Origin of the sequence: Meiothermus cerbereus DSM 11376 (assembly GCF_000620065.1) — a bacterium.
In the GTDB taxonomy this organism is placed as follows: domain Bacteria; phylum Deinococcota; class Deinococci; order Deinococcales; family Thermaceae; genus Meiothermus; species Meiothermus cerbereus.
In genome coordinates, this window is the sequence record NZ_JHVI01000040.1 from 1 (window position 1) to 15,827 (window position 15,827).

Annotated in this window: 20 protein-coding genes and 2 pseudogenes; 21 read left to right on the forward strand and 1 reads right to left on the reverse strand. The window is 63.0% G+C overall.

Going from position 1 to position 15,827, the window contains the following annotated elements; translation table 11 throughout:
- The first annotated feature begins 417 nt into the window (after window positions 1-417).
- The 14 genes and pseudogenes from Q355_RS17335 to Q355_RS15900 all read left to right on the forward strand — a co-directional run bounded on the left by Q355_RS17335 (window position 418) and on the right by Q355_RS15900 (window position 11,729).
- On the forward strand, window positions 418-654 hold the full coding sequence (locus tag Q355_RS17335; RefSeq protein WP_084496130.1) for an RRXRR domain-containing protein: 237 nt from the start codon (window positions 418-420) through the stop codon (window positions 652-654).
- Entirely contained in the window at window positions 558-1,958 is a 1,401-nt protein-coding gene (locus tag Q355_RS0112540; protein WP_013012841.1) for an FAD-dependent oxidoreductase, read from the forward strand. The genes Q355_RS17335 and Q355_RS0112540 overlap by 97 nt, the downstream gene beginning before the upstream one ends.
- Window positions 1,959-2,486: 528 nt before the next feature.
- Window positions 2,487-3,119, forward strand: coding sequence for a DUF6423 family protein (locus tag Q355_RS0112550; protein WP_244403988.1), 633 nt, complete (start codon window positions 2,487-2,489; stop codon window positions 3,117-3,119).
- Between the two features lie 63 nt (window positions 3,120-3,182).
- Window positions 3,183-4,169, forward strand: coding sequence for an ABC transporter ATP-binding protein (locus Q355_RS0112555; RefSeq protein WP_013012844.1), 987 nt, complete (start codon window positions 3,183-3,185; stop codon window positions 4,167-4,169).
- 2 nt (window positions 4,170-4,171) lie between these two features.
- Window positions 4,172-4,963, forward strand: coding sequence for an ABC transporter permease (locus Q355_RS0112560; RefSeq protein ID WP_013012845.1), 792 nt, complete (start codon window positions 4,172-4,174; stop codon window positions 4,961-4,963).
- Entirely contained in the window at window positions 4,964-5,761 is a 798-nt protein-coding gene (locus tag Q355_RS0112565) for an ABC transporter permease (protein ID WP_013012846.1), read from the forward strand.
- A 35-nt stretch (window positions 5,762-5,796) separates the two neighbouring features.
- Window positions 5,797-6,771 carry an aldo/keto reductase gene (locus Q355_RS0112570; protein ID WP_013012847.1) on the forward strand — a complete coding sequence of 325 codons (975 nt, stop codon included), beginning with the start codon at window positions 5,797-5,799 and terminating at the stop codon, window positions 6,769-6,771.
- A gap of 210 nt (window positions 6,772-6,981) precedes the next feature.
- Window positions 6,982-7,632 carry a kanamycin nucleotidyltransferase C-terminal domain-containing protein gene (locus tag Q355_RS0112575; protein ID WP_245597579.1) on the forward strand — a complete coding sequence of 217 codons (651 nt, stop codon included), beginning with the start codon at window positions 6,982-6,984 and terminating at the stop codon, window positions 7,630-7,632.
- Window positions 7,633-7,650: 18 nt separating this feature from the next.
- A complete protein-coding gene (locus Q355_RS0112580; protein WP_013012849.1) occupies window positions 7,651-8,145 on the forward strand; it encodes a hypothetical protein in 495 nt (164 codons plus the stop codon).
- 453 nt (window positions 8,146-8,598) lie between these two features.
- Window positions 8,599-9,396: a cytochrome P450 gene (locus tag Q355_RS0112585; RefSeq protein WP_157413565.1), complete on the forward strand. Its 798-nt coding sequence runs from the start codon at window positions 8,599-8,601 to the stop codon at window positions 9,394-9,396.
- A gap of 125 nt (window positions 9,397-9,521) precedes the next feature.
- Window positions 9,522-9,946: pseudogene (locus Q355_RS17340) on the forward strand (IS5 family transposase); the annotation flags it as partial.
- 218 nt (window positions 9,947-10,164) lie between these two features.
- On the forward strand, window positions 10,165-10,575 hold the full coding sequence (locus tag Q355_RS0112595) for an IS5/IS1182 family transposase (RefSeq protein WP_018465403.1): 411 nt from the start codon (window positions 10,165-10,167) through the stop codon (window positions 10,573-10,575).
- Between the two features lie 52 nt (window positions 10,576-10,627).
- Complete coding sequence (locus Q355_RS16775) at window positions 10,628-10,765, forward strand: hypothetical protein (RefSeq protein ID WP_156941926.1); 138 nt, start codon at window positions 10,628-10,630, stop codon at window positions 10,763-10,765.
- 148 nt (window positions 10,766-10,913) lie between these two features.
- Window positions 10,914-11,729, forward strand: coding sequence for a transposase (locus Q355_RS15900; protein ID WP_015586370.1), 816 nt, complete (start codon window positions 10,914-10,916; stop codon window positions 11,727-11,729).
- Here Q355_RS15900 and Q355_RS17345 read toward each other — a convergent pair.
- Window positions 11,697-12,039: pseudogene (locus Q355_RS17345) on the reverse strand (hypothetical protein); the annotation flags it as partial. The gene Q355_RS15900 and the pseudogene Q355_RS17345 overlap by 33 nt on opposite strands.
- 8 nt (window positions 12,040-12,047) lie before the next feature.
- On the opposite strand from Q355_RS17345, the gene Q355_RS0112610 reads away from it, so the two are divergent.
- The 7 genes from Q355_RS0112610 to Q355_RS0112640 all read left to right on the forward strand — a co-directional run bounded on the left by Q355_RS0112610 (window position 12,048) and on the right by Q355_RS0112640 (window position 15,532).
- On the forward strand, window positions 12,048-12,575 hold the full coding sequence (locus tag Q355_RS0112610) for an LOG family protein (protein ID WP_027878110.1): 528 nt from the start codon (window positions 12,048-12,050) through the stop codon (window positions 12,573-12,575).
- Between the two features lie 37 nt (window positions 12,576-12,612).
- Window positions 12,613-12,834 carry a hypothetical protein gene (locus Q355_RS0112615; protein WP_027878111.1) on the forward strand — a complete coding sequence of 74 codons (222 nt, stop codon included), beginning with the start codon at window positions 12,613-12,615 and terminating at the stop codon, window positions 12,832-12,834.
- 22 nt (window positions 12,835-12,856) lie between these two features.
- The gene (locus tag Q355_RS0112620; protein ID WP_027878112.1) at window positions 12,857-13,078 is read left to right on the forward strand and encodes a ribbon-helix-helix domain-containing protein; all 222 of its coding nucleotides are present in this window, start codon (window positions 12,857-12,859) and stop codon (window positions 13,076-13,078) included.
- Window positions 13,075-13,488 (forward strand): type II toxin-antitoxin system VapC family toxin, encoded by a 414-nt coding sequence (locus tag Q355_RS0112625; RefSeq protein WP_027878113.1) that lies wholly within the window; start codon window positions 13,075-13,077, stop codon window positions 13,486-13,488. Before Q355_RS0112620 ends, Q355_RS0112625 begins: the two co-directional genes overlap by 4 nt.
- 98 nt (window positions 13,489-13,586) lie before the next feature.
- Window positions 13,587-14,762, forward strand: a complete 1,176-nt coding sequence (locus Q355_RS0112630; RefSeq protein ID WP_027878114.1) for a hypothetical protein — start codon at window positions 13,587-13,589, stop codon at window positions 14,760-14,762.
- Window positions 14,763-14,870: 108 nt separating this feature from the next.
- Window positions 14,871-15,089 carry a hypothetical protein gene (locus tag Q355_RS0112635; RefSeq protein WP_027878115.1) on the forward strand — a complete coding sequence of 73 codons (219 nt, stop codon included), beginning with the start codon at window positions 14,871-14,873 and terminating at the stop codon, window positions 15,087-15,089.
- Window positions 15,086-15,532 (forward strand): hypothetical protein, encoded by a 447-nt coding sequence (locus tag Q355_RS0112640; RefSeq protein WP_027878116.1) that lies wholly within the window; start codon window positions 15,086-15,088, stop codon window positions 15,530-15,532. The genes Q355_RS0112635 and Q355_RS0112640 overlap by 4 nt, the downstream gene beginning before the upstream one ends.
- Window positions 15,533-15,827: the final 295 nt, after the last annotated feature.

Consider the following 15,827-nt stretch of genomic DNA (forward strand, 5'->3'; position numbering starts at 1 on the left):
CGGATTACTCCTTCGCACGCTTGGGTAGGGGCATCTGGGTATTACAGAGTCCATTACTGGTATTCCTCTCCGACCCTTTCAGGTCGCAAACGGCTGAAGCCGGGGGCTTGTAGCCCGTCTATGACCAGGCCGAGCGATGGAGCCCGTGGCAGTTTCCCTTCAGGGACCGGACTTCGTCCGGTACGCCAGCGGACAGGGCGCTGATGTCGCTACGTTGCGAGCAGGTTAAAGACCCACTCCGGGGTGCTTCCCCAGCCCCGGACCCTGGAAGTCCCGGTTGCAGACAAGCTTCGGGGTGTGCGCGAAACGGATCGGGACGTGCGCCGGTTCGCAACATGGCCGAGGGGAGCGGTACGGAAACGTCCGCCCGTACCCGTCACCAGCCCCGTAAGGGGTCCCGAAAGGGAAGGAGAAAACATGATTTTCGTGCTGGACAAAAGGAAAAAGCCGCTCATGCCTTGCAGCGAGAAGCGTGCTCGGTTCCTGCTCACCCGAGGCCGGGCGTTTGTAGTTCTACCTATATTGTTAAGAGTCCCGAGTCATCTAAATTCGAGGCTATGCTGGAAGTTAACCGCCGATGCAACAGCATCGAAGAGCTCAGGCATGACCCTGAGCTTCTTGATAGTCCAGTCGGTCGTGTTTTTCCGGGCGTGAATCATTCACTCCGGGCGGTTCGCCCCGACCTACCCCCAACTTCAGCAGATATCGTGATTATTGGAGGCGGGATTATTGGCAGCGGCATAGCCTGCCACCTCTGGCACGTACCCAGCCTGCGGCGCCGGATGATCCTGCTGGAGAAACACTCCTTCCTCGCTGGGCAGTTCTTCCAGGCCATGAACGCCACCGGGCAAAGGGTCATGCGCAGCCCCTACGAGCACCACATCGCCCCGGACGGCGACATGCAGATGCTAGACTTCGCTCGTCTTCACCTCGACCAGTTGACGTCGCTCGAGCGCGAGCAGGTCTGGCTGGGCCTCTCGGGCCAGCGCGCCGTAGTCCCGCTCGACGTGTTCATCGGCCACTCGACCCACATGATCGGGGTACATCAGCTCCGCAAGATCGCCTACCGCGCGCGGGTAATCTCGGTTAGACCTGACCCGGGGCGGGACGGATATCTGATCGCTACCGCCGAGGGGCCGGTCATCCGGGCCAAGACAGTCATCCTGGCAGCGGGCAACCGCGAGGCTGTGTGGCCGCAGGTTTTCTCGGAGGCTGCCCGCCGCTATCCCGCGCAGGTGTGTTCGGTATACGCGAAGCCAGCGCTCAACCCGGGCCAGACGATCGCCGTCGTCGGTAGTGGGCTCAGCGCGGCCCACACCATCCTCCGGGCGCTCGAGGCCGGAGCACGGCCCGTGTGGATCCTACGCCGCGAGGAGCGTTACCGGTGTGCCGATTTCGACACGGCTTATTTCCGAACGGAGGGTATTGCGCGGTTCCGGCGGCTGCCTAGCCTGGCCCGGAAGGTCGGTACGTTGCTGGAGGAATCCCGTGGCAGCATCATGCTGGAGTTCCTGCCGCGGCTGGGCAGCCTAGAAGAAGCGGGCGTCTTACGGGTTCACCGTCATGCCACGGTGTTGGCTGTCCGAGCATCAGCCAGCGGCCGCCTCGAACTCAACCTGTCATCGGGCGCCGATGAGCATGTGGACTTGGTGATTTTGGCGACCGGCCTATCCCCTGACACGCAGCTTCTGCCGGATGAGGTCGAGCTCCTCGCCGATCGTTACCCGGTTCTGGAGGACGGCACGCTTGAGGTCAGCGGCCACCCAGGCCTCTTCGCAGCCGGGCCACTGGCCTCTTTGACGCTTGGTCCCGCCGCCAAGAACGTGGATGGGGCTAGGCTGGCCGCACAAGTGATCATCCCGGCACTCATCGAAAAATTCAGTGGCAGCCGTCCAGCTTCCTTCACGGTTCGGGGGAATTTCGCCGTCAGTTTCCCGCTGAAGGCAGGTGTGCGATGACCCAGCACCGGTCAGGCGCTTACTACCTCCCCGAGGAAGAGTTGGAGCGCGCCATGGTACTCATGCGCTACGGAACGTCCGAGCTCCACGCGGTCTTCGGGCTCTGCCACGTCGCCCAGGATCTGACCGCACAGCTGTGCTGGATCGAACGCGCAAGCCATAGCGAGCGGGCTGCTGAGCTGTTGGAGGATCTGGAGGCAGAGGGGCAGCGCGAGGCCGACAGCCTGATCCAGCTCTTGAAGTCCGCAATCTGTGAGGAATGGGGCTACTGCAGGCGCCGTGTGACGGATGGGCTCGGCGATCCCCGCCGCCTGGTTCAAGAGCTTTCCCGCCTCATTTACAACTACTTATGCTTAGACGAAAAGGGGGTGAGAGCCGTAGATCGATCTTGGGTACTCCTGGCAGCGGTAGTGCTTGCGAGATCAGACTTGGGAAAACTCTGCCGCTGTGCGGGTTGAGAGGAGTTAGGGTCTAGGTTTCCTTGCAGACACGACGGAGGGAAAGATGCTGAGGTCGAAGGACTTGCACATGGCGGCTACCATCGACATGGAGAGCCGCACCATCATGGTCTCAGGGGCGATTGATGTCAACCGGGTCACTATCGTCATGCGGGTGCCGATCCCGGAGCCCGGGGAATACACGCTGGTCAAGGCGGAGACCAACCTGACCGATGAGCCCTGGCTGTGCTGGCAGATCACCCTCGGAGAAGGGGTTTCGCTCCCGCTGCAAAACCCTACGAATCTGCTGCTTTCGCGCCAATTCCGCAAGGCCAAGTACCTGGCGGACCGGGGCGCGATCCTTTTCTGGGATGGCGAGGTCCGTCCGGGCGACGCCATCTTCAAGATGGCGCGGCTGAACATCTCCGGCAACTACATGATCCTGTCGCATAACCGCGGGGGGTTAACCGACGGCATCTTTGACGAAGACGAGGACGAGTCCGACGATACCGGGCTTGAGCAGGACACCCCGCGGATCGACCTGCCCGGGGCCTTGGACCGCTACTACGAGCACATCACGAGGCACGGCTTCGGTGACGATCTGCCCAAGATTGAGGTCGAAACACCGGTAAGGATCGTGCAGCCTGGGGAAATCGACATCCTCTCCTTCACGAACCTCCCCCAAGCCCATTCGGGCGGCATCCGGCCGCGGGAGCGAGCCTGAAGGAGTGCTGGTGCCGTTCAGAGGAGGCCTTATGGCCTCCGCTTTTGTAGGATCAGCCGGCTTATGATTGTCCTGGAGGGGGTTTCCAAACGCTACCGGGTGCTCGAGCCCGGGCGTGGCCTCGGGGGCTTCGTGCGGAGCCTGGTGAAGCCGCGTTACCGGGAAATTACCGCCCTGGACAACATCAGCCTCACCGTCCCGCAGGGGCAGGTGGTCGGCTACATCGGACCCAACGGGGCAGGCAAGTCCACAACCATCAAGATCATCGCGGGGATCGTCCGCCCCTCGGCGGGTCGGGTTGTTGTGGCGGGCCGAGACCCGTTCCGCCAGCGCACCGCCCACCAGCTGGAACTCGGGGTGGTGATGGGCCACCGCACCCGGCTTTTCTGGGACCTGCCGGTGCTGGAGTCGCTCCGCTACCACGCCAAGGTGTATCGCCTCAGCCAGAGTGGATTGGATCAGCGCATCGGTGCCATGGCCCGGCAATTCGGCATCGAGGGGTTGCTCTCGCAGCCGGTACGCCAGCTGAGCCTTGGACAGCGCGTCCGGTGCGACTTGGCCCTCGCCTTCCTCCACCACCCCAGGGTGCTCCTGCTCGATGAGCCTACCATCGGCCTGGACTTCGACAGCAAGGCGTTGCTGCGGTCCGCTATCCGTCAGGTGGCCTCTGATCTACAGACGACCGTCATCCTGACGTCGCACGACTTGGACGATGTTGAAGCCTTGAGCGATCGTATCGTCCTGCTCGACGAGGGCCGAGTCCTCTACGACGGAACCCTCCGACAACTCCGAGCCCAGCACGGCGTACTCCCCGAGCTCCGGCTAAGGCTCGAAGCCGGGGCGGATCAGGTGCGCGCTTGGCTTGAGGGGCTGGGCGGAGTACGGGAGGTCTACACCCACGACGGCTGGGTGTGCGTCGCCCATGAGGGGGGAGGAGCCCCTGCGGCTGTGCTTGCGCGCCTTCTTCCACAAACCCCGGTCAGGGAGATGACCACCCACGAACCCTCGATCGAGGAGGTACTCCGGCGGGTCTACCGGGGAGCAAGGTAGAGATGATCCCTTATACCGCCAACCTCCGTGTCGGATTTCAGCTGGCCCTCGCATACCGTAGAGCGGCCGCGGTCTGGGTCGTCGGAGAGCTGGCGCTCCTGGTGGCATTTTACTTTTTGTGGCGCGCGGTTTTCCTTTCCGTACCCGCAGGGTCATTTGCGGATCGGGACTTCGCTGCTTTCTACTTGTACTTATTGACCGCGCGACTCGCAGCGCGATTCACCGGCGGGCCTGCCTGGGGGTTCTTTGCCCAGCGCGTCCGTGTGGGAACCGTTGTGTACGACTTGGTACAGCCGGTCGAACTGGAGTATGCCCTCCTAGCCCGGTGGTTAGGGCAGAAGGCCGGACAGTTGGTCATGGCGCTGCCGGCCTACGCCACCGCAGCGTTCGTCTCCGGGGCCTGGAGCGCTGGCGAGTGGCGGTTGGGGTGGTTCTTCCTGAGCCTGGTGGTGGGTTTTGCCTGTGCCTACTTTTTCGAGTTCTTGATGAGCCTCTCGGCTTTCTACACTAGCGCGCAGCAGGGGATCAACGAAGCCAAGGCCCTGGTCGTGGCGCTCCTGAGCGGGGCATTTTTCCCCATTGACCTGCTGCCGGATCGCTACGCCCTTCTAGCCAGTCTGCTGCCTTTCCAGGCCTTTATCTACCTTCCTGCGCGCATGCTGCAGCCGTCCATGCCGGAGAGCGAGATCTTCCGCGGACTGGCGGTGCAGCTGTTCTGGCTCCTGGTGCTTGCTGCAAGCTCCCGCTTCCTCCTCGGACGAGTACGCCAGCGGTTCAACGTGCAAGGAGGATAAATGACCCACTACCTCGCCCTCGCGCTGGCCGCCCTGAGGCTGCAATTCGCGACCTGGAAGCAGTACCGGGTGGACTATACCGCTGGCGTGCTCACCGTGCTCCTGGAGCAGGCCCTGACCCTGGTGCTTTTCTCCGTCATCTTCACACACGTGCCGCAAGTCCGCGGCTGGACCTTCCCCGAGATGCTCGTGCTTTACGGGTTGAACCGAATGGCGCTCGGCCTTGCCGACACTCTGGGGGAGAGCCTATGGTGGGTCGGCAGCTACGCCCAGGACGGCAGCCTGCTGCTCTACAAGCTCCGTCCGCTCGGGGTACTCTTCCAGCTCCTCACTGAGCGGATCCACTTCGAGCGGATTTCAGGATGCCTGACCGGGCTGATCCTGGTCCTCCATGGAGCGTCCGCGGCCGGGGTGGAATGGACTGCCGGTAAGGTTGCCACGGTCCTCTTATTTGTTCTCCTGGGCGCGTTCATCTATCTCGGGCTCATGATCCTGGGGGCTGCCGTAGCCATGCGGGTCATCGGCAGTTTGGACGCCATCACGACCTTGTGGAGCTTAACCGAGTTCGCCAAGTACCCGCTTCCCATCTTCGGTCGAACCGGGGCCTTTCTCCTGACGTTCGTCGTCCCGCTGGCGCTGACCGGCTATGTTCCTGCCGCTCTCCTGCTCGACGAGCACACACGCACAGCAGGCACCATCGCCCTTGCCGAGGCTTTGGTCGCTGCCGGCGCGTTCTTCGGCTTGTGCCTGCTGGCGTGGTCGTGGGCCCTCCGCGCTTATGAGGGGACTGGGAACTGAGAGCCAACCTGCGGCGATAGCGGTGGGGGTGCTTAATGGGCATGAGGTATCGCAAGGTCGGTAAGTGGGGCCTTCAGGTCTCCGAGATCGCCCTGGGTGCCTGGGCCAGCTTCGGAGATTGCGTGAAGGATGTGGGCGAGGTCAAGAAGATCGTGTGTCTGGCCTACGAGTCCGGCGTCAACTTCTTCGATAACGCGGACACCTATGCGAACGGATGCGCTGAAGAACTCATGGGCAGCGTGCTCGCCGAGTACCCACGCAGCACCCTCGTCCTCGCCTCGAAGGCGGGATGGCCTGTGTCCGGGTGTCCCAATAGCCAGGGCCTCTCCCGCAAGCACCTGCGCGCCTCTCTGCAGGCCAGCCTTCAAAGGCTACGAACGGATTATCTGGATATCTACTTTGCTCACCGCCACGACCCGGATGTACCCCTCGAGGAGATTGTCACGACCATGAGCGCGTTCGTTGATCAGGGGCTTATCCTCTACTGGGGAACCAGCGAGTGGCCTGTCGCACGGCTGGCGGGTGCATGCGAGTTTGCCAGGGCGAATGGGCTGCATCCACCTATCTGCGAGCAGGTTGACTACTCGATCCTTTACAGGAAGCGGTGGGAAAACACCCTGGCGCCGGAGGCGGAGCCGCTCGGATTGGGCTTGATGGCCACGAGCCCGTTGGCGATGGGGGTGCTCACCGGGAAGTACGACGACGGGATCCCCCCCGGTAGCCGGTTGGCCCGGCATAAGGTGCTGAAGGAAGCTCTGCTGACGCCTCACAACCTCGCTCGTGTGCGGGAATTGGCGGCGGTCGCTGCCGAGCACGGAATGACCCGGGCTCAGCTCGCGCTAGCTTGGGTTTTGCGACGCAAGGAGCTTTCATGCGCCATCGTGGGAGCCACCGGGATAGGGCAGCTTCAGGAAAACCTTGGTGCGGCCGGGGTAGTGCTCGCACCCGAGGCCGTGGCACAGATCGAGCGGATTATAGGTGGCAAAAGCTCAACCGCGAGCACCACTTGACCACCTACTGTCCTTATCGGAGTTGGCGACGGTATGCACGCACGGGACAAACCTCTCCCGATCCTCCGAGCAACTACCCGCCGGGAACGCCTCGAGAGGGCCCGGCACATCGCAGATTGGATCCTGGGCCATTACTCGGACGCGGTTGTGGCCATCGGAATCTATGGGTCCACCGCACGGGGCTCCGACGAGCCCTACTCCGACCTGGAGATGTCGGTCCTCATGCGAAGCTCACCCACCCCCGGCAGGGACGAGCGCTACGTGCAAGGGCTCAAAATCAGCGTCGAATTCCACACCGTGGGGTCGGTCTACCGGCGCCTGCAGCGGGTAGACCTGACCTGGCCCTTGTGCGTAGACCAGTTTGTCTCGGTCTTATCCCTGTACGACCCGGAGGGGCACTGGCCCAAGCTAAAGCTGCTCGTTGATCAGCTGCCGTCCGGATCGTTCGTGCAAGCCATTCGCGAGGGGATCGTGGGGGAATTGTTGGAGAACTTCGCCAAGCTGGAGAATGCCCGAAAACGCGACGACGCCCCTGCAATGCGATGGATCGCCTGGAACCTCGCGTGGGATGTGGCCATGATCTCCGCCCTCATGAACCGGGCATACTTCACCTCTTGGTCGCGCACACCCGACGAGATCCTCCGACTGCCGTCGCTGCTGCCCGCGGTTAAGAGCCTCGTGGAGAAGTTCCGCAACGGCGATCTGCGCAGCGCCAAGGGGCTCCATCGTTGTTGCGAAGCCGCAGTGAGGGGGGTTGTGCAACATGTGGCAACCCTTGGCGTCCACGTCCAAGTCGAACCGTCCCTGGCAGGACCTCCCCGGGAGCAGATCGGGGGAGGTGGGCCCGGATCGAAACGATAAGCGTTGTGGAGGAGGAGGATGGCTAATAAGGACACCCGAACACTCGAGGAAAGGATAGAGGAACTACAGGCGGTGGTGACGAAGCTCTTCGTCCAAATGGATGCCCAGCGTATTGGAGGTCCGGGGAATGCCGGTGCTGCTGATGGCGGCGAGTTGCCGGACTTTGGCCCTTGGATGGACACGACATGTTGCTACGCCAGGGTCATCGCCCTTCGGACCGACCTCCAGGGTCGCTTCCAGTTTGCCACACTTAAACTGCTGCACGACTGCTCTGATGAGCGCCGACCTGCCTGGAGAGAGGGCGCCATCTTCGACCTGCGCAACCCGGCCTGGGAGGCTGAACTGAAGCGAGCCCAGAACTATGACCTGCTGGTTGGTGTAAGGGTTCTTCCGGACGGACGAGTCGTCGGGATCGAACTGGCACGCCCTAACAAGAAACCCCGGGCCTCGACGCCCGGCGTTTCCCAGTTGCGAGCGGAAAGGGCACCAAAAGTGGACAAGGAGGCTCCGTAACTTTAGAAGGTGGTGAAGTCCAGAGCTATGCCCCCAACGGCCCCAGTCCCACCCTTTGACCCCCTGTCGCCGGAGGTCCTTGCCGACCCCTATCCAGCGTACGCGCGCCTGCGTATGTCGGACCCTGTGCACTGGGGGATTCCCCACACGCGCGCCGGAGCGTGGTATGTATTCCGCCACGCCGACATCGCGAGCCTCCTCAGGGATCCGCGGTTGTCGCGACGACGACCGGCTACTGGGAGGGGAGTCCCCTCTGGAAGACCCATTTCCGAGCCATACCGTGGCTTTTTGCGGATGATGGCTCAACAGGTGGGATTTCAGAATACTGTTGGTCACGCTCGTCTGCGGGCGGTGATGGGGCCGCTTTTGTCTCCGCGTGCAGTCGCTGGTGTAGTCCCGCGAGTCGAGTGGGTCGCCCGCAAGCTGCTACAGGACATCGAGGACCAGCATTCCATGGATGTACTCAACGAGTATGCTCTTCCGCTGGTACTCAGGGTGTTGGCGGAATTGCAGGGCGTTCCGGAGAGTTCGTTCGAGGAGTTGCGCGCCTGGATCGGGGTGATCTCCAGTGTGAGCTCTTCCTCTCCCAAGGAAGAGCTTCTAAGAGCCAACCGGGCGGTGGCCGAGTATGGCCAGCTGGTAGAAGGACTCGCGGGGGAGGCTGGGGGGAGCCCCCAGGGAACCGTGCTGGCTGGCATGTTAGCTGCGCGGGAATTAGGACAGGTCAGCCAAACAGAATTCGTCGCGAACCTGCTGGCCTTGCTCGACGCTGGTACCCAGACCACCGCTGACTTCATTACGAACAGCGTGTTGGTACTCTTGAGCCACCAGGACCAGCTCAAGCTTCTCAGGGAGGACCCGCAGTTGCTGGGCTACGCAGTCCAGGAACTCTTGCGCTTCGAAAGCCCAGTGCAGATCGTTGGCCGCTGGGCAACTGAGAGCTTCGTTTTTCAGGGTAAAGGGATCGAGCGGGGCCAAGTCGTGTACCTAGTCCTGGGCTCGGCTAACCGTGATCCCAGCTGGGTGAGCGATCCGGACCGGCTTGACTTAAAAAGGAAGCTGGACCGTACAGCAGCCTTTGGCGGAGGAACCCACTATTGCCTAGGTGCCCCGCTAGCCCGCCTGATAGGGGGAAAAGCTCTAGAGATTCTTCTACAGTGGAAAGGCAGCTTGTCTTTGCAGACCAGCAGGCTTATATGGCGGCCCGCGTTCGGGTTTCGTGGGCTTACTGAGCTGAGGGTATCATGGTAATGGCAGCATGCGTATTTCAGAAGATTCGAGCCACACTTTTCGTCGGAAGCCGAGCCGGTGATTCAGTAACTCACCTTACGCGGCAAAGCTGAGAGACTGTCGTAAAAGTCCGCTATACTTGAAGGGTGGCTTCTACACGGAGATCTTACCCCAGCGACCTGTCGGACGCGGAGTGGGCCATCCTGGAGCCGTTGATCCCCGCCCCCAAGCCCGGTGGCCGACCCGCAAAGGTGCCGAGGAGGGAGATCGTCAGCGCCATACTTTACGTCCTGGAAAACGGCATCAAGTGGCGGGCCATGCCCCATGACTTACCCCACTGGTCTACGGTCTACCACTACTTCCGCAAGTGGCAGAAGGAGGGGGTCTGGGAGCGGGTGGCCCAGGCCCTGGTCCGGTGGGATCGGGAGCGAGAAGGAAGGCAGGCTTGCCCCAGCGCTCTTGTCATGGATAGTCAGTCCGTCAAGACCACGGAAAAAGGGGGCCCCGGGGACACGACGGGGCGAAGAAGGTCAAAGGGAGAAAGCGGCAGAACACGGGGGGCCGTCTCTTGAACGGAAGGGGTGTGGGGCGGCAGTCCCCGACCAGACCGCAGTTCGGTTGGTCGGGGAAGGATAGCCCCGCCAGGACAAAGTCCTGTATACTGTTTTTGTAGGTCGTCCCCGGAACGGGGATGCGCGTAAAGGGAGCCGCAGGCGAGTGTCCTACACACGTTTGAGCCTGTGAGGATGGTCGCGCGAAACTCCAACCAAAGTTGGTTGCGAGTAGTTCATGGCCTTTGTCCACCCGGCCAATGAGCACGACAAGTGGGGTGGGCAGGCGTTGCTTTTGGGGATGGACCTCTCCTTGTGGCCCCGGGTGCGCAAGCTCTTTGTGGACTGGGGCTACCGGGGTTTGCGGGAGGTGGCTAGGGGGCTGGGACTGGAGCTGGAGGTGGTGGCCCGTCCTTACGCGGGGGTGCGGGGGGTCTGGGTGCGGGAGGGGGAGGAGGTGCCGGAGATCCCGCGGGAGGGTGGGTTCAAGCCCCTGCCCAAGCGGTGGGTGGTGGAGCGGACCTTTGCCTGGATGGGGCGAAACCGACGGCTGGGGAAAGATTACGAGTACCCCCCTGAGGTAACGGAAGCCTGGATGTATTTAGGCATGATACGCTTGCTGGTGAAGCGGCTGGCCAGGGCCGCTTAAGCTGGAGGAGGGGACTTTTACAACAGTTTCTGAAATGGCATAGATTGAAAAGGTGAATCCCCAGCCCCTGGATTTGTACACCGATTACTTGTTGAGCAGCTTTGGAGCGGCGACGGCCACAGGATTGTCGCGGATGGTGGATGGAGCCATAAGCCACGACCAGATCACCCGCATGCTGGGGGGAGATTGACAAGGCTCGGTGCAGTTGTGGCGCAAGGTCAAAGCCACGGTGCGAAAGATACAGCGTGAGGAAGGGGTGCTGATTCTGGATGATAGCATTTTGGAGAAACCCTACACGGACGAGAACGATATAGTGGCCTGGCAATAGCAAAGAGCGGATGGTCAAGGGGATCAACTTTGTGAGCCTGTTGTATCACAGCCAGGGGCTGACCTTGCCGGTAGGCTACGTGCTGGTGGAGAAGACGGAAGTCTATGTAGATCAGAAAAGTGGCCAGCGCAAACGCCGCAGCCAGGTGAGCAAGAATGAACACGCCCGCTACCTGCTGCAAACCGCAGTGCATAACCAGATTCCCTTCCAGCACGTGCTCAACGACGTCTGGCTTGCCTCGGCGGCGAACATGCGATTTATCGTGCTGGACATGAAGAAGCACTTTGTGATGCCGCTCAAAAGCAATCGCAAGGTAGCGCCAGGTTATCGGCACCGCCGGTATGCGCTGTGCGCACCCCCTATGAGCCAAGAACAACAGCAAAGGGGTCAATGGACAGGAGTGGAGGGTCTGGACTACCAAGACCCCACCCCCCGGCAGGTATATCTGGAAGGGGTTCCCTTCCCCCTGCTGCGGGTTCGGCAAGTCTTCACCCACGAAGATGGGAGCCAGGGGGTGTTGTATTTGTGTAGCAGCGATACCACCCTGGACTTTGAACGGATGATCGAGCTCTATCAAAAACGATGGGAGATCGAGCGCTTTCATCAATCCATCCGACAAAACGCTGCCCTGGCCAAGTCGCCTACCAAGACCCTGACCACCCAGGCCAACCATTTCTTTGCGGCTATGTGGGCCTTTGTCAAGCTGGAACTCCTCTCCCACCAGACCCAAATCAACTACTTCGCCCTCAAGGCCAAGCTCTATCTGGTTGCCAGTCGGGCTGCTTTTCAGGAACTACAGCAGATCAAAGCTCAACTGACCGCGTAAGGTATACCTTCGTTTGCTACCGCATAGCCCCACCCCAGCCATTCTGAGGAGGACATGACTGCGAACCAGATTGTGGGCTAGGATGAGGAGGTTTATCCGGGCTACGAGGCCCCCGAAGCTCTTGCTCTCTACTTGGCGAAGCCGGAAAGACCTGACCAGGACGCCAAAGCGCACCTCTATCCAGTTTCTCCCCATCCACTCCCTCCACCTAGCGGAACCCCCGGTCCCCCAGGACCGGGCCCAAGCCCGAATCTTCCACCCGGCCCCGGGCCCAGATCTCCCCGGTGTTGCCCGGCAGGACGCCCCAGCGCACGGGGTATGAAAACCTATGCTGGGGTAGGAAGCAGGCGTGCGCCCGAGGATGTGCTAAAGCTGATGGGGAAGATTGCCCGGCGGCTGGCGGAGCGGGGCTGGGCGCTGCGAACGGGTGGGGCAGAAGGGGCTGACCGGGCGTTTGAGCGGGGAGCCCGTGCGGGGGGTGGAGCGGTCGAGGTGTTTCTGCCCTGGCCGGGATACAACGGCTACCGGGAAGGAGCGCTGAAAGCCCCGAGCTCGGAGGCGGTGCGGCTGGCGGCAGCGTTGCACCCGGCCTGGAATCGGCTCTCTCAGGGCGTGCAGAAGCTCATGGCCCGCAATAGCCACCAGGTGTTGGGGGCTGGCCTCGATGACCCGGTGGCCTTCGTCCTCTGCTGGACACCGGACGGGGCCGAGTCGGAGCAAGAATGCGGGCCGGAAACTGGTGGCACGGGGCAGGCGATCCGGCTGGCCTCGAGGTGGGGCGTGCCCGTGGTCAACCTCAAAAGAGAGGACGCGTTGGAGAAGATAGCTCGGCTGGTCAAGGGTTGAACCAGGGGGCGGCAGGAGCCGCCCCCCTCCGGTGGGCATGAAAACGCTAGCGATCACCATCGGGGTCTTCAGGAATCAGGTCTATGCCTACCGGCTGCGACAGGGCGAGGAGGGGCGGGTGCGCCTCGAGTTCGGTCTCAAGGGGAGCGAGCGGGTGTGGGAGTGGCGGCCCTGGAAGGAGGGGGGCCTGGAGCAGATGCGGACGCTGTACCAGACCCTCCAGGCGCACGACCGGGGGCGGTGGCTGAAGGTGGAGTAGTATTACATGGTATGATATACCCATGCGAACCACCATCTACCTGCCCGATGACCTCGCCCGGGTGGTGGAGGCCTATCTGAAGGAGCACCCCCAGACCAGCCTCTCGGCCCTGGTGCGGGAAGCGCTGGAGGCCAGGTTGCGCCGCAACCCGGCGGCCCTTTTGGATCTGGCCGGGGTCGTCGAGAAGGCCTCAGGGAGTGCCGGGGAAGGGGCTGAGGACCGCCTGTACCGCCAGGAGCGATGACCCCGCAAAGGCTGGTTCTGGACTCGGGGCCGCTGATCGCGCTCTTCCACGCCGCCGACCCCGACCACGAGGCGGCGGTGCGCGGGTTCCGCGCGCTGGCGGAGGGGAATAGCCGCCTGATCACCCCCCTGCCGGTGGTGTTCGAGGTGTACAAGTGGCTGCTCTTCGAGGGGGGTGCGGCGGTGGCCCGGCGGGCCCTGGAGGGGATGGTGGAGGCGTTGGAGGTCGTTCCGCTCGGGCTGGAAGACCTCGAGGCCATCCGGGTGCTGCTGGCCTCGAGGCCGGAGTGGAGGGGCACCCTGGAGGACGCGGGCGTGGTGCTCCTGGCCCTGCGGTCCAAAGCCCCGGTGTGGACGCTGAACTACCGCGACCTGGGGGTGTTCAGGGAGCTGTCGTTCTGGGCGGGCTGAGGGCTCTTGCCCCCTTGTCGCTCCTGAGCGAGTGGCGAGGGGGCAAGAACCACACGGTATTGCCTCTACGTGGTAATCTGTTCCCAGGAGGTAAAACCATGATCAGCACGGCAGTCTGGAGCAGCCGGATTCAGGCCGCTCTGGGGCGTGAGCCTCGGAGCGTGCAGGAGGCCCTCGAGGGTCTCCGGCAGGTCCTCAGGAGGGACGGGGTGAGCAAGGAGGAGTTCTTCAGGGCGGCCCGCGAGGGGTGGCGCTTCGAGCGCTTCCCCAAGGGCGACCGGGTGGCCCTCATCGTCTGGGCGGCCCTGAAGGAGGCCCTGGAGAAGGCCCGCAAGCACCTCGGCCATGGGACTCCCTCCACCCTGGTCGTTCGCAAGGACGACTCGGTGAAGGAGGAGGTCAAAGGGGTCAAGCCCGTGGGAACGTGGAAAGGCCCGGATCGGGTCTATGAAGTGTTCCCGTGGGACTTGCGTACCGCAGTGCGTAAGGGAACTCAAATCCAGCACCCCCAGTACGGCCAGGGAACCGTCCTCGAGGTGAACGGCAATGCCGTCACCGTGGGCTTCAAGGTGGGCCGTAAGAAGCTCGCTCTGAAAGCTACCAAGAGGATGCTCCTGGACAAGTACGCAGCCCAGCCCGACCGCCGGGTAGCCGACGCCAAGGGCTGGCTCGAGCGCTTCCTCTCCTCCGCTGAGGAAGTCCGGGGGATGAGCCGCCTGGAGCGGGAGGAGGAGCTCGCGGGCAACCCGCACTTCTCCGAAGGCCTCGTCTCGCAAGAGACGGTGGAGCGGCTGGCGAAGGTGGGTATTGCGGTAGACCCCTACAACCTTGAGGGACTGGCTTCGCTGGTGGATTCCCTCGCCGCCCGGGAAGAGAAGTTCAAGGAGGGCATCCTGGGGATCACCCTCCTCAGAACCCGTGACGGCCTTGCCGTCGGCTTCCGCAAGCCGGGCTTGTGGGAGACGAAAGTCGCTCCCGACGCAGGGCGTGAGAGCTTTGCCGCGCTCGTCGAAGCGCAGATGGCCCACGTGGTTCTGGCGGAGATGCTCCAGGAAGAGGGCTGGTCGGTGGGCGAGGTGCGCGGGCACCTCGGCAAGCTGGCCCGGGCTCTTTCACCGGCTGATGCCAAGCGGCTCTTCGGTCTCTTGCAGGAGATCGCCGCCCTCCGCCTCTTGAAGGCGGAACTGCATCGTGCCGGGTTTGCACCCGTTCGGGCCGTCGCTTACCGCGACTCGAGCGGGGAAGTCGTCTACACCGCGCCGGTGTACGGCTAAAGGTAAGCGTCCTTTCCTGCCTCTCGGAGAAAGTCCTTTTCTCTGAGGGGTTCTTCTTTTGAGAGCCAGGGGGCCTGCGGCCCCGACGGGATGGGCAAGGAGGTCGGTATGGAGTTCAAGAAGGTCAGCAGCGGGTACATGGTCAGGAGCGAGGGCAAGGTGCTCACGCGGGCTAACCCCGGCTGGGGCGGGGCGGTGGGCACCTTGCGGGGGCCGGACGGGGTGGAGTGGCGGTATTTCCCCACGCTGGACGAGGCCCTGCTGGATCCCGATTTCGGGTCGCTGGTGGAGGCCGGTGAGGCGTGGTGGCGGGAGGTGGAGGCGTGAAGGTTGTCTCGCGCCCCCGCTTCATCTACCCCAACCTCGGGCACGGTCATGCCTGGTACGGCGTGGACGTGTACCGGCTGGGGCTGGCGGTGCTGGTGGTGTTGCGCGACCAGGACGACCATGAGGGTCCCAGCCTGACCAATGCCCTGGAGGGGATGGCCCGCAAGGTGCGGCGGGAGCTCCTCGAGGAGGCCGGGCTGGCGGGCCTGAAGACCCACTGGATCACCTGGAGCCGCACCGACGGGATCGCCAGCGTGGTCAGCTTCACGGACGAGGAGGCCCTGGCGGGCCCCCGGTGGAGCTACCTCCCCCCCGCCGAGTTCGCAAAGGTTCTCGCCGCCTTCGGGGCGGAAGACCAGTTCGAGGCGTGGATCCGGGAGGGGGCGCTGGAGGTGGAGGAGTGGATCGAAAGTACAGGCGAGGAGCGCAAGCGCCCGGATTGAACAGCAAAGCGAAGCCAGGGGGCCTGGCCCTCCAGGCCCCACAGCACGAAGCAAACCCCGTAAGACCCCACCGGAAGGGGGGCAGGGGGTTGGAGGTGCTCTATGAGCAAAGAATCGAACAGCATCGGCGTTTTCGTGCCCGTCGAGGTCAGCGAGGAGAAGACCTTCTGGAACCGCATCGGGGCCGCGTTCGTCATAGACCCCGCCGGGTAGCCGGGTGAGCCTTGCGGCTCTCCCAGCCCCCTCAGAACCGTGCGTGCGACTTTCACCGCACACGGCTCAAGCCTTCAAGCCC